Annotated in this window: 10 protein-coding genes; 5 read left to right on the top strand and 5 right to left on the bottom strand. The window is 68.7% G+C overall.

Annotation, left to right across the window (positions count from 1 at the left end; all coding sequences use genetic code 11):
* Positions 1 to 211 precede the first annotated feature (211 nt).
* The 3 genes from WBL06_RS11415 (at position 212) to WBL06_RS11405 (ending at position 2,769) form a co-directional block, all read left to right on the top strand.
* Entirely contained in the window at positions 212 to 955 is a 744-nt protein-coding gene (locus tag WBL06_RS11415) for an ATP-binding protein (RefSeq protein WP_424456162.1), read from the top strand.
* A 631-nt stretch (positions 956 to 1,586) separates the two neighbouring features.
* A complete protein-coding gene (locus WBL06_RS11410) occupies positions 1,587 to 2,183 on the top strand; it encodes an RNA polymerase sigma factor (protein WP_424456160.1) in 597 nt (198 codons plus the stop codon).
* Entirely contained in the window at positions 2,170 to 2,769 is a 600-nt protein-coding gene (locus WBL06_RS11405; RefSeq protein WP_424456158.1) for a hypothetical protein, read from the top strand. The genes WBL06_RS11410 and WBL06_RS11405 overlap by 14 nt, the downstream gene beginning before the upstream one ends.
* Here the strand turns inward: WBL06_RS11405 and WBL06_RS11400 are convergent.
* The gene (locus WBL06_RS11400; protein WP_424456156.1) at positions 2,766 to 5,390 is read right to left on the bottom strand and encodes an ExeM/NucH family extracellular endonuclease; all 2,625 of its coding nucleotides are present in this window, start codon (positions 5,388 to 5,390) and stop codon (positions 2,766 to 2,768) included. The two genes, WBL06_RS11405 and WBL06_RS11400, sit on opposite strands and share 4 nt — an antisense overlap.
* A 154-nt stretch (positions 5,391 to 5,544) precedes the next feature.
* On the opposite strand from WBL06_RS11400, the gene WBL06_RS11395 reads away from it, so the two are divergent.
* Positions 5,545 to 7,350 carry a bifunctional metallophosphatase/5'-nucleotidase gene (locus tag WBL06_RS11395; RefSeq protein ID WP_424456154.1) on the top strand — a complete coding sequence of 602 codons (1,806 nt, stop codon included), beginning with the start codon at positions 5,545 to 5,547 and terminating at the stop codon, positions 7,348 to 7,350.
* An 82-nt stretch (positions 7,351 to 7,432) separates the two neighbouring features.
* The gene (locus tag WBL06_RS11390; protein ID WP_424456152.1) at positions 7,433 to 7,762 is read left to right on the top strand and encodes a hypothetical protein; all 330 of its coding nucleotides are present in this window, start codon (positions 7,433 to 7,435) and stop codon (positions 7,760 to 7,762) included.
* A gap of 70 nt (positions 7,763 to 7,832) precedes the next feature.
* Here the strand turns inward: WBL06_RS11390 and araA are convergent, their stop codons facing one another.
* From araA to WBL06_RS11370, 4 genes are read right to left on the bottom strand one after another with little or no spacing between them, the layout of a single operon-like run.
* Positions 7,833 to 9,353 (bottom strand): L-arabinose isomerase, encoded by a 1,521-nt coding sequence (araA, locus tag WBL06_RS11385; protein ID WP_424456150.1) that lies wholly within the window; start codon positions 9,351 to 9,353, stop codon positions 7,833 to 7,835.
* A gap of 33 nt (positions 9,354 to 9,386) precedes the next feature.
* Positions 9,387 to 10,919, bottom strand: a complete 1,533-nt coding sequence (locus tag WBL06_RS11380) for a xylulokinase (protein ID WP_424456148.1) — start codon at positions 10,917 to 10,919, stop codon at positions 9,387 to 9,389.
* Positions 10,916 to 11,614, bottom strand: a complete 699-nt coding sequence (locus tag WBL06_RS11375; protein ID WP_424456146.1) for an L-ribulose-5-phosphate 4-epimerase — start codon at positions 11,612 to 11,614, stop codon at positions 10,916 to 10,918. The genes WBL06_RS11380 and WBL06_RS11375 overlap by 4 nt, the downstream gene beginning before the upstream one ends.
* 54 nt (positions 11,615 to 11,668) lie before the next feature.
* Complete coding sequence (locus tag WBL06_RS11370) at positions 11,669 to 12,676, bottom strand: LacI family DNA-binding transcriptional regulator (protein WP_424456145.1); 1,008 nt, start codon at positions 12,674 to 12,676, stop codon at positions 11,669 to 11,671.
* Positions 12,677 to 12,730 lie beyond the last annotated feature (54 nt).

Here is a 12,730-nt window from a genome sequence, read left to right as displayed (position 1 = left end):
ATGGTGAGACACGTCGAGGTCCTCGAATCGGATCAGCGAGTTTGCGCTTCTGATCCTCGGGGACCTCGACCCCTACCCGCCCGAACTCACCCGGCGAGCCTCACCCCCACCGGATGTCCGAAGAGCCGCTAATGACAACAAGATCGCTGGATACGTCGCGACACTGCAGATGCGCCTCAGCCGCCTCCTTGCCGATGGCAGATACGACTTCATGACCAGGGTCGAGAAACACGATGACCCCCTTGGTACCTATCTGCGTGCAGTGATGGGAGCCGACCCGACGAAGGACAACGATTCATCAGATTGGCCCGCCGCCGCAAATTATCGAGAGCAAACGAAGAACCACGATTCTGGCCCGTCGGTTACTATCTTCGACCTGAGCCTTATCGCCAGTGATGTACTTGAGAACGTAACGGCGCTGCTTGGTCGTATCCTCTTCGACTTTGCTGTGCGCAGTGATCCTCGCGCGAGACACCCATTGCTGCTGGTGCTCGAAGAAGCACACCGCTTCATCCCGGCTCGCCATGACAGCAACGGAGGCGGAAGCCGCTCAACTGCCGTCTTCGAACGCATCGCAAAAGAAGGCAGAAAGTTCGGAATATCCCTTCTGCTCGCGAGCCAGCGTCCGAGTGAGCTGAGTGAGACTGTCGTTGCGCAGTGTGGCACAGTAATCGCGCACAGACTTACCCACGAGTCAGATCAAGCACTGCTTCGTCACGCCACTGCGCTGAGTTCTCGTGCCCTTCTCGATCAACTGCCGGGCCTTGCTCAGCAACATGCTCTGGTTACCGGGGTGAGTACCGGAGTGCCAGTAGCGGTGCGTATTCGAGATGTTGTGGACGCCCCTAAGAGCAACGACCCCGATTTCATCGCAAGTTGGACTGATGAGGAGAGGATTGCCGAGCTACCTCAGCACATTGACCGGGTCGTAGTGGACTGGCAAGGCCACGCCTAATTAGGCTCGGACAGGCGACCTATCCCGGAGTATTCACGTGCAGTGGACGATTTATTTGCTGCGACCGTGGGTATCGCGCATTGCGACTCCTGAGTCGATGAGCCAGGTGCGCACTGTGCCCGCCGAGAACCCAAGTCTGCTGCCGACCGTTTCAAGCGAGTCGCCAGCCTCGTATCGGCGACGCATCTCATCGACCTCGTGCGGCTCAGGAGCACGGCCTCGGAGTTTCAACCCGCGCTTGCGTAGCTGGTGCGCAAGTGACTGGCGGCTGATTCCAAGGTCTGAAGCAATCGCCTTGAGAGTCGCGCCTGCTTCGTATCGAGCTTCAGCGATGACCAGCTTCTCCTCGCTCAAAGGCGGGAGATGAGTGGGGAGTTTCCGGCCGTGGCGACGCTGTAGCAGAGGTCGCTGTCGGATGAGATGATGGGTACTCACTATGCGGCGCAAGGGCGGGGCACTTTTCGACAGTATTCCCCTTACTTCCACCAAAATGCCCGCCCTCCGGGCGGCGATCCACCCAAGCACCCGCCCTCCGGGCGGCGATCCACCGAAGTTCTGCTTCCCCGATTGAAATGAGTCGGCGGCATCCGGACATGTGTGTGGTGTGACTCGAGACCGAAGCGTGACACAAGTGACCGACCCAGAGCGCGAGAAGCGATTCCGCTCAATCGCCGAGCTCGTCGTCGAGCCGGTACGGCGATACCTCGCGCGTCGAACCGATCCCGCCACCGCCGCCGAGGTGCTCAATGAGACGTTGCTCGTCTGCTGGCGGCGGCTCGATGAGGTGTGGGGATCGTTCGACGATTCGGTGAGCCACGAAGTCGTGCCATGGGCGATCGTGGTGGCGCGCAACCTGCTGGCCAACGCGGAGCGCGCCGAACGGCGCCGGAACAGGCTTGTGGGCAAGATCATCGCACTCGACCCGCCCGCCTCCGTCATCGACGACCCACCCTCCGACGAGACGGGAGACGCCGACACGGTGCTCGACGCCCTCACGCGCTTGCGCTCTGCCGATGCCGAGCTACTGCGCCTCTGGGCCTGGGACGGCCTCGAGAGCCCGCAACTGGCGACCGTGCTCGGGATCAGCGCGAACGCGGCAGCGATTCGCCTGCACCGCGCGAAGGCGCGCCTGCGTGCTGAACTTCTCAACTCGCAGAGCCTGATGAAATCTGCCCACCCCGCCGGACATGTCGAGGCAGAGGAAGGGAGCGAGAATGCACGACGATGACCACCCGCTGCGCGAACAGCTGCGCCGAGTCGACCCGGCGCGCGATCTCGCTCCCCTTCCCCCGACGTGGCTCGACCACAGGATGGAGCAGATGATGACCGACTCGACCGATACCGCTGGCGCGATCAGTGCACAGCCGGCGCGGAGGCGACGCGGATGGATAGTTGCCGCCGCCGCTGCTGCGCTCGCCGCCGGCGCCGCGATCGTCGTGCCCCTCGCGCTCGGAGGTGCACCCACTACCGAGGTGCTCGCCCACCCGAGCGGCGGCGGGATCACCACGGGCAGTTGCCTTCCCGTGACCCCTGAAGGCCTGTCGTCGCAAGAGAAGGCCTTCGCCGCGCGCGTGATCGCGGTCGAGGGTGGCACCGTGACGCTCGAAGTGACCGAGCGTTTCGCAGGCGAGGTCGCCGATCGCGTCGAGGTGACGCAACCCGACGCGATCGACAGTGACTTCTCCAGCGTGTCCTTCGAGTTGGGCGAGTCCTATCTGGTCGCGGCGGGTGACGGGACGGTCCGCGGTTGCGGTCTCAGCGGCACCGACAGCCCCGAACTGCGGGCCGTCTACGACGCTGCGTTCGGTGACTAGGACTCCGGGCCGCCCTGCGTCTCCGCTCCGCGACCGCGGCCCTGGACCAGCTGATCCTCACCCGGGCCGCCGATGAGATCGTCGTCGCCGTTGCCGCCGACGATCTCATCGGCACCGAATCCGCCGATCAGGATGTCGTCGCCGTTGCCGCCGGAGATCTGGTCGTCTCCCGCGCCCCCGCAGATGACGTCGGCTCCGTTCAAGCCCCGGATGACGTCGTCACCACCCAGCCCCATGATCACGTCGGGACGGTTGGTGCCGGTCAGCGCGTCGTCGCCGTCGGTTCCGATGATCGTCGGCTCGAGGCCGGCGCAGCGCTCCATGAGGCCGATCCCGACGATCACGGGGTCGTGGTCGCTCGACCGGTAGGGGTGGGCGGCGTAGAGCTCCGGGTCGCCGCTGTACTGGTACGCGAACGACTCGACCGCGTTGATGTTCCAATGCACGGCATCCGTCACCTTGTCGGCGAGCGGCTGGGAGGCGAGGGCGTGATCGAGCGAGCCGGAGAGCTCGTCGAACACGTAGCTGTAGCGGCCCGGGTCGAACTCGCGCCCGAGGTCGACATACCCGGCGACCTCGAGAGCGACGATCGGATCCTCGCGGCTGTAGGCGTTGAAGTCACCCATGAGCAGGATGTCGGCGTCGCCGGTCTGCTCGGCGATCCCCGCCGCGAACTCCGCGAGCGACTGCGCCTGTCGCACCCGGTCGCCGTTCCACGCCGCCTGCCCGTCGCCGCTGTCGGCGTTGTCGCCCGTCGCCCCGGCAGGGCTGCCCTTGGACTTGAAGTGGTTGGCGATGACGGTGAGGGCGTCGCCATCCTTCACGAACGTCTGGGCGATCGGTTCGCGGGCGTTGTCCCAGACCGTCTCATCGACGAGTCCCACCGAGTCGCCGACGGGTTGCACGACATCCGATCGGTAGATGATGCCGTTCCGGATGACGTCGCGGTCGACCGCGTACAGCTCGTCGGGCAGGGGCACGTAGGCCCAGGCCCCGGAACCTTCTGCGGCGTTGAGGCGTGCGACGAGATCCGCGAGCGCCGCATCCGCGTCTCCGGGGCGGTATCCGGTGGAGTCGGTGTCTTCGATCTCCATGAGCGCCACCACCTCGGCGTCGAGGGCGAGGATCGCGGGCACGATCTTGCCGGCCTGCAACTCGAACTGCTCGGCGCTCCGCGCGCCCCGCCCGACCGCAGGGTCAAAGGTGACGAAGTAGTTCAAGACGTTGAACGCCGCGACCCGTAGGTCGCCGCCCACCGCGTCCGGGGTCGCCGGGCGGGTGTTCTGCGGGGCGAACACCCCGTCGGCGGTGCCATCGGCGGGCTGCAGGCGCCACGCGCTGAAGCCGAAGCCCAGCACGAGCGGTTCGGTGAAGGCGACGACATCGCCCACCCGTACCGGAGCATCCGGCGCGAGGTAGGGGGCGGTCGTGGCGTTCAGCCGTGCGGTGCTGCCGTCGTCGAGCAGGATGCGGCGCAGGGCGTTCTCGGCGGCGATCTGTTGCGCTTCCGCTCCTGGTCGGGCGAGCTCGGTCGGCTGCACGAGCAGGCCGCCTTCGCTCAACGTGAGTTCGCCGAAGCTCGTGAGGTCGAAGACCTCGCTCACCGTGAGGGCGTCGGCCGGTTGGACGAGCATCCCCTCGAGGCTCTCGCGGGCGGCATCGTCGGCCGGGAGATCCAGAGCGGATGCCGCGGGCAGGTCGCCTGCGCCGCCGTCGATGCACACCGCGACGTCGGTCTGCGACGTGATCTGGGTCTGCGCGAAGGTCTCGCTCACTCCGCCGGTGACCGCGACGGTGTCACCGAGCCCGACGTCGACGGGTGAGAAGACGAAGATGCCGTCGGAGGTGGCGGTGTCGCCGTCGCCATCCGGGTCCTGCACATAGAAGCCGGACAGGCCGGGAAGGTCGCCGACGACGACTCCTCGCAGCGTGACCTGCTGGCCCGGGATGGGGGTCGCGGCACCGGTGCCTTGTACGGCACCGATCTCATGGGTCGGTGAGACCTCGCAGGTGGCCGGATCTTCAGGGTCCTCGGGGTCCGGGGTTGGGTTGACGACACCCTGGGTCGCCGCCGCCGGGCCGCTCCAGACGAGCGCGTCGGCCCCGGGGTCGTAGCTGCGCGACAGCGAGAACCCGACGGGGTCGCTCCCGGTCTCGGCCACACCGATATCGGTGCTGGTCATCCCGGCGGCGGGTCCGTCGACGGCTGTCAGGGCGCCCTCGTACGACAGGAATTCGAGCACGGTTCCGTTCGAGACGAGGGCGACCCCGTCGGGCGACCCGTTCTGCAACGTGCCCGCGTAGGCGACGACCGCGACGGCGGGAGCATCGGCGGGCACGGTCATGCCAGGGAGGGCATCGGTGTCGTACAGCTGCCCGTTCGAGCCGTTGTAGAGCACGACGCTCAGGCCGGCGCTGCTGCCGCCCGCGGGAATCTGCACCTCGACGAACTCGCCGGCGTCGGCGCCCGTGTTGTCGTAGTGCAGTTCGGCGATGAACGGCTGCGTCGGCGGAGCGGCACTCGCACCGAGGGCCGGCAGCAGGGCCGCCGTGAGGGATACCGTGCCGGCGATGGCGAGTGCCGTGACAGCACGGCGGTGGCGTTGAGGAGAGCGCATCATGGGTCCTTCCCGAGAATGACGGGGCAAGCGTCTCCTTGAAAGGTAAACTCTGTGTGCCCTGTTTGGGGGTAGACCGGGGGGTATTCGTTACCTGCTCGTAACCTTCAGCAGACAGGGTCGGGAAGTCCCGCCAACTTCGAGCATTGGGAGATCCATGTCCACGAAATCTCGACGCCGCGTGCTCCTCGCCGCGGCGACGGCCGCTCTCACGGCCACCGCATCCGCCGTGCCGACCCTCGCGATGGCAGGGCCGCCGGCGACGCCGAAGGCCGATTTCACCCTCACGGTGTTGCACGCCAACGACATGGAGTCAGCGCTCCTGCCGATCACCGGCACCGACGGCGGCAGTTACGGCGGGGCCGCTCGGTTCGTCGAACTCTTCCAACAGCTCGAGAAGGGCGCGACGAGCGGGCGACCGGCGCCCGGTCACGCGGGCAAGCGCGGCGTGATCACCGTCTCGGCCGGCGACAACTTCCTGCCCGGGCCGAACTTCTCCGCCAGCGAGGACTCCGGCGTCGCCAACTATGACGCCCAGGCATTCTCGGCCGCGGGCTTCGACGCGTCGGCGCTGGGCAACCACGACTTCGACCTCGGGCCCGGCTACCTCGCCGACTGGCTCGGCGACGTCAGCACCGACCCGGCGTTCGTGTCGAACAACCTCGGCTTCGACGCCGAGCCGGAGCTGCTCGGGCGCGTGCAAGACGGCACGATCGTCACCAGCTACGTCGAGAGGGTGAAGGGCGAGCGCATCGGCATCATCGGGCTCACGACGCCCGATCTGCCGCAGCTCACGAGCCTCGGCGACGTCACCGTCGACCCGGCGCTCGCCGAGATCGCGAATGCCCAGGCGGCCGCCTACGCCGAGGCTGGGGTCGACAAGGTGATCCTCGTCTCGCATCTGCAAGACATCGACAACGAGCGGGCGCTTGCGGCCGAGCTGACCGGCATCGACATCATCATCGCCGGTGGCGGGGGCGAAGTGCTCGCGGATGCCGACGACCCGATCGTGCCGACCGGCGCGACCCGCTATGGCGACTACCCGGTGGTCGAGACGGATGCTGACGGCGACGAGGTGCCGATCGTCACGACCACCGGGCTCTACCAGTACGTCGGCCGCCTCGTGGTGACCTTCGACCGCGACGGCGAGATCATCTCGTTCGACGAGGAGCTTTCGCGGGCGATCCCCGTCGCCGCTCAGGGCCCCGACGCGGTCGACCCCGACCCGACGGTTCTCGCGAACGTGGAGCAGCCGGTGGCCGCGTACGTCGCGGGCCTCGCCGAGACGGTGATCGCGCAGACCGCGGTGCCCCTCGACGGCATCCGCGACAACGTGCGCAGCGTCGAGACGAACCTCGGCGACCTGGTCGCCGACTCTCTCGTGTACGCGGGGCAGCTCGCCGCAGCCGAGGCCGGCATCACGGCGCCGATCGTGGGCCTGCAGAACGGCGGCGGCATCCGCATCAACGGTGTCATCCCGCCGGGTAACGTCACGCTGCTCACCACCTACTCGGTACTGCCGTTCCCGAACTTCGTGTCCGTCGCGCCCGATCTGCCGATCGAGACGTTCGTGGCGGTCGTCGAGCACGGTGTGGGCGGCGCGGTGAGTGGCGACGTGCTGCAGCCGGACGGTCGCTTCGGCCAGGCCGCGGGCTACAGCTTCACCTACGACGCGAGCCAGCCGGTCGGGCAGCGGGTCGTCAGCATCACGCTCGACGACGGCACCGTCATCGTCGCGGGCGGCGAGCTCGCGGCCACCGCGCCAACGACGATCTCGTTCGTGACGAACGACTTCACGCTGCGTGGCGGGGACGGCTATCCGCTCGCCGGGGTGCCGTTCGTCGTTCTTCCGTACACCTACCAGGAGGCGCTCGAGACCTACCTCATCGACGGGCTCGGCGGCGTCGTCTCCGCCGCCGACTACCCCGTCGGTGGCGAAGGCCGCATCGTCGAGGTCGACTGACGCACCGAGGTCGGAGCCGTACCATACATACCCTAGGGGGGTATGTATGGTACGGTTTCCCCTTACAGGTAAGGAGCCCTGAATGTCGCACGATCACGACCACACGTCACCCGCCGCCCTGAGCGCCGCAGACGACGAACTCTCCGTCTGCCCGGTCATGCCGTCCAACGTCGTCGTGAAGCAGGAAGCTGAAGAGGCCGGCCTCTACCGCGACTACGAAGGTCAGCGCTACTGGCTGTGCTGCGGGGGTTGCGGTCCGCGCTTCGATGCCGACCCCGAGCGCTTCGTGGCCGCCGCGGCGACCCTGCCGAGCCCTCGAGAGGTGCTGTCGGAGCGTGCCGCGAAGGCCGCCGCGCACGATCACGCCGCGCACGATCACGCCGCGCACGATCACTCGAAGATGGGCCACTAGAACACGGGCCCACGCGGCGGCGGGCGCTCCTGGAGGGTAATGTGCACCGCCTCCAGGGCGGCCCCGGGATCTACAGCCCCTGGGCGAGCCGGTAGTAGGCGGCGTTCCAGCGCAGTTCGCGGCCGAACTCCTCGGTCGTCGTGTTCTCGTCGATGACGAGCAACTCGACCCCCGACATCGCCGCGAAGTCGCGGAACACGTCGACCCCCACCTGCGTCGACATCACGGTGTGGTGGGCGGCGCCGGCCTGCAGCCAGGCGGATGCCGAGGTGCGGAAATCGGGCCGCGGCTTCCACACCGCGTGACCGACTGGCAGCTTCGGCATCGGTGCGGGCAGCGGCACGTTGTCGACGACGTTCGCGACGAGACGGAACCGCTCGCGGACATCCGAGAGCGCCACAACCAGAGCCGGGCCGGGGTCGGCGGTGAAGACCAGTCGCACCGGGTCGTCTTTGCCGCCGATGCCGAGCGGGTGGATCTCGAGGCGCGGCTTCGCGGTCGTGAGCGACGGCGAGACCTCGAGCATGTGGGCGCCGAGGATGAGCTCGTTGCCGGGCTCCAGGTGATAGGTGTAGTCCTCCATGAGCGAGGCGCCGCCGGGTAGACCGGCGCCCATCACGGCGGCGGTGCGCACGAGCACGGCGGTCTTCCAGTCGCCTTCGGCGCCGAAGCCGTAGCCGTCGGCCATGAGGCGCTGCACCGCGAGGCCGGGGAGCTGGCGCAGGCCGCCGAGGTCTTCGAACGAGTCGGTGAAGGCGTGGAAGCCGCCCGCCTCGAGGAACCCGCGCAGGCCCGCCTCGATGCGTGCGCCGTCCCGCAGCGCGTCGTGACGCTCGCCGCCTTGGAGCAGTTCGGGTACGACGTCGTACGCCGCGAGGTACTCGGCCACCAACTCGTCGACCGCGGCCTCGGAAACGCCGGCCGCGGCATCCACCAGGTCGTTGACGCCCCACGTGTTGACCTGGACGCCGAGGCGGATCTCGGCTTCGGTCTTGTCACCCTCGGTGACGGCGACGTAGCGCATGTTGTCGCCGAAGCGGGCGACGCGCATGCCGCGGGTGGCATCCCGGCCGGCGGCGGCGCGCGACCAGACGCCGACGCGCGCGGTGACGGCGGGGTCCGAGACGTGGCCGACGACGGTGGTGCGCGGGATGCCGAGGCGGGTCTCGATGTACCCGAACTCGCGGTCGCCGTGCGCGGCCTGGTTGAGGTTCATGAAGTCGAAGTCGATCTCGCCCCACGGCAGGTCGACGTTCGCCTGGGTGTGCAGGTGTAGCAGCGGCTTGGCGAGCGCGTCGAGGCCGGCGATCCACATCTTCGCGGGGCTGAAGGTGTGCATCCAGGCGATCACGCCGATGACGTCGTCGTCGGCGTTGACCTCGAGCATCGTGCGGCGGATGGCGTCGCTGTCGGTCAGCACGGGCTTCCAGACGACGGTGACCGGGATGTCGGACGAGTCGGCGAGACCCGTTGCGACCGCCTGCGACTGGGTGGCGACCTGACGCAGGGTCTCTTCGCCGTACAGGCCCTGGCTGCCGGTGAGGAACCAGACGGTCTTGGTCTTCAGGTCGGGAACGATGGAGCGGCTCATGAGGGTTTCCTTCGGTTCTGTGTGTTCAGAAAGTCAGAGGGCGGTGACGGCGGCGCGTTCGACGGCGAGGCCGGCGCGGTAGCGGTCGAGGTAGGCGGCGTAGCCCGCGACGTCATCGACGCCGGGCTGGACGGTGCGGGACGCGGTGGATGCGAACACCCGGTCTCGGAGATAGGCATCGAGATCGCCGCCACCGTCAGAGGTGAAGGCGGCGAGCACGGCGACGCCCCACGCGCCACCCTCGCCGGCGCTCTCGGCGACCTCGACGGGGGCGTCGAGGGCGGCGGCGAGGAAGCGCTGCGCGACGCCCGCGGTGCGGAACATGCCGCCGTGCGCCGACATCCGGTCGAGTTTCACGCCCTCCTCGGCCAGCACCTGCATGCCGAGGCTGAGGGTGCCGAAGACGCCGTAGAGGTGGGCGCGCATCGTGTTCGCGAGGTTGAGGCGACTGTCGGGGGTGCGCACGAAGAGCGGGCGCCCCTCGGTGAGCCCGGCGATCGGTTCCCCCGCGAGGTGGTTGTAGGCGAGCAGCCCGCCGGCATCCGCGGCGCCATTGAGGGCCTCTTTGAAGAGCACGTCGTAGGTGGTGTCGATGTCGATCGCGAGCCCGGCGGCTTCGGCGAAGCGGTGGAACATGTTCGCCCACGCCGCCAGTTCACTCGCGCCGTTGTTGCAGTGCACCATCGCCACCGGGTCGCCCGCGGGGGTCGTGACGACGTCGAGTTCGTGGTGCACGTGTTGCAGCGGCTGCTCGAGCACGACCATCGCGAAGATGCTCGTGCCGGCACTCACATTGCCGGTGCGCGGAGCGACGGCGTTGGTGGCGACCATGCCCGTGCCGGCGTCGCCCTCGGGCGGGCAGAACACCGCGCCCGGCTGGAGCGTGCCGGTGGGGTCGAGCAGCGCCGCGCCCGCGGCCGTGAGTTCACCCGCGGGTTGCCCGGCGACGAGCACCTCGGGCAGCAGCGACTTCAGAGGGGCGTGCAGCGATGCGAGTCGGTCGTACCGGGCGAGGAAGTCGGCGTCGTAGTCGGTGCCGTCGATCGGGAACATTCCCGAGGCGTCGCCGATGCCGAGCAGGCGCCGGCCGGTGAGTTTCTCGTGCACGTACCCGGCAAGGGTGTTCACCGCCGCGATCGACGGCACATGGGGTTCGGCATCCCGCACCGCCTGGTGCAGGTGGGCGATCGACCAGCGCAACGGGATGTTGACGCCGAACAGTCCGGTCAGCTCGGCGGCGGCCTCGCCGGTGCTCGTGTTGCGCCAGGTGCGGAACGGGACGAGAAGCTCGCCTGACGCGTCGAAGGCGAGGTAGCCGTGCATCATCGCAGACACGCCGATCGCGGCGAACCCTGTCGGCTTCTCGCCGAGGTCGCGCACGAGGTCGGCGTAGGCCGCTTGCAGTCCTGCCCAGACGTCATCGAGGGCGTAGGTCCAGACGCCGTCGACGAGCTGGTTCTCCCACTCGTGCGACCCGCTCGCGATCACGGACGTCGGGTCGCCGACATCCACCAGACACGCCTTGATGCGCGTCGAGCCGAGCTCGATGCCGAGTACCGAACTCATCGCCGTTCGTCTCCTTGCTGTCCGTAGACGTTCTGGTAGCGCGCGTAGAGCGCGTCGATCTTCTCCTGGGGGATCGGGATGAGGTCCCCCGCCTGCCGGGCGAGGTGCACGCTGCGGGCGGCGTCTTCGCACATTACGGCGGCCTTCACGGCATCCTTCGCGGTCACGCCGATCGTGAACGGCCCGTGGTTCTGCATGAGCACCGCGCGCGAGCGGTGACCGCGCAGCGTCTCGACGATGCCGCGGCCGATCGAGTCGTCGCCGATGACGGCGAACGGTCCCGAAGGGATGGGGCCGCCGAACTCGTCGGCCATGCCGGTGATGACGCACGGGATCTCTTCGCCCCGGGCGGCCCAGGCGACGGCGTAGCTGGAGTGAGTGTGCACGACGCCGCCGACCTCGGGCATCTCGCGGTAGACGTAGGCGTGGGCGGCGGTGTCGCTCGACGGGCTGCGCTCGCTGCCGGGCGTGCCGGGCACGACCTCGCCGTCGAGGGTGCAGAGGATCATGGTGTCGGGCGTCAGGTCGTCGTAGGCGACGCCGGACGGCTTGATGACGAAGTAGTCGGTGCCGGGCACCCGGCCCGAAACGTTGCCGCCGGTCCAGACCACGAGGCCGTAGCGCACCAGTTCGCCGTGCAGCCGGGCGACGTCGGCCCGCACCGCGGCAATGGCCACGTCGACGGTGTCGCTCATCGCATCCTCCTTGACGGTATGGCGATGTTATCGCTCACATGACCGGATTCAAAGTCAAGCCCGAAACGGCGAAGTCGACGAGCGCACGACGAGCGTCGGGGTGACGGTCGGGGTCGCCGGGTCGGGCTCGCGCCCCTCGATCCGGGAGACCAGGTCGCTCACGGCACGGCGTCCGACCTCCTCGAAATCCTGGTGCACGGTCGTGAGCGGCGGCAGGCTGTGCGCCGACTCGGGGATGTCGTCGAAGCCGACGACACTGACGTCGCCCGGCACGGCGCGGCCGAGATCGGCGAGGGCGTGGATGAGGCCGAGCGCCATCTGGTCGTTGCCGCAGAGCACCGCCGTCGTCGCCGGGTCGAGGGCCGAGCCGGCGGCATAACCCGAGTCGGCCGTCCAGTCGCCGGTGAGGTGGGGGAGCCGCGGCGCTCCGGCGGCGGCGAGTTCGTCGTCGACGGCATCCCGGCGCGCCACCGCCTCGAGGTAGTCGGCGGGGCCGGTGAGCTGTTGGATGCTGCGGTGCCCGATGTCGAGCAGGTGACGGGCCGCGAGCCGGGCGCCCGCGCGCTGGTCGACTGCGATCGCCCCGGCCGCGCCGGCATCCCCCGTCTGCAGCAGGGCCGTCGGGATGCCCGGGGGCACGGCATCCAGCTCGTCGGTCACCACCCGGTACGGCGCGATCACGACGAGCGCCTCGATCGACTGGTCGAGCAGAAACTGCAGGCTCTCGCGCACCGCCTCGGTCTCGATGAGGGTGCTGGTGATGAGCGCGTGGTAGCCGGCGGCGCGGGCGGCACGCTCGATCGCGTGCAGGCTGCTCATCGGACCGAAGTCGGCGGTCGCCGGCACGAGCACCCCGATCGCCCGGCTGCGGCTCGTGACGAGGGCGCGCGCCGCCCGGTTGGGGCGGTAGCCGAGGTCGGCGATCGCGGCGAGCACCCGCTCCCGGGTTTCGGGGCGGATGCCGGCGAAGTCGTTGAGCACGCGCGACACCGTCTGGTGCGACACCCCCGCCCGGGTCGCGACGTCGTACATGCTCGGGGCACGCCGGGTCGCATCGGTCACGGCGGCCAGGCTACCTGCCGATCGGGCCTGGTCGAGTGTCGGAGGTGGAGCTTA

Source organism: Pseudolysinimonas sp., assembly GCF_049651805.1.
GTDB lineage: Bacteria > Actinomycetota > Actinomycetes > Actinomycetales > Microbacteriaceae > Pseudolysinimonas_A.
The sequence above is the reverse complement of the archived record's forward strand: the minus strand, read 5'-3'. Positions and strand labels throughout refer to the sequence as shown.

Excerpts from the sequence above, each read along its gene's own strand:
- WBL06_RS11415 (WP_424456162.1), top strand. The coding sequence starts at position 212 with ATGACCAGGGTCGAGAAACACGATGACCCCCTTGGTACCTATCTGCGT.
- WBL06_RS11405 (WP_424456158.1), top strand. The coding sequence starts at position 2,170 with ATGCACGACGATGACCACCCGCTGCGCGAACAGCTGCGCCGAGTCGAC.
- WBL06_RS11400 (WP_424456156.1), bottom strand. The coding sequence starts at position 5,390 with ATGATGCGCTCTCCTCAACGCCACCGCCGTGCTGTCACGGCACTCGCC.
- WBL06_RS11395 (WP_424456154.1), top strand. The coding sequence starts at position 5,545 with ATGTCCACGAAATCTCGACGCCGCGTGCTCCTCGCCGCGGCGACGGCC.
- WBL06_RS11390 (WP_424456152.1), top strand. The coding sequence starts at position 7,433 with ATGTCGCACGATCACGACCACACGTCACCCGCCGCCCTGAGCGCCGCA.
- araA (WP_424456150.1), bottom strand. The coding sequence starts at position 9,353 with ATGAGCCGCTCCATCGTTCCCGACCTGAAGACCAAGACCGTCTGGTTC.
- WBL06_RS11380 (WP_424456148.1), bottom strand. The coding sequence starts at position 10,919 with ATGAGTTCGGTACTCGGCATCGAGCTCGGCTCGACGCGCATCAAGGCG.
- WBL06_RS11375 (WP_424456146.1), bottom strand. The coding sequence starts at position 11,614 with ATGAGCGACACCGTCGACGTGGCCATTGCCGCGGTGCGGGCCGACGTC.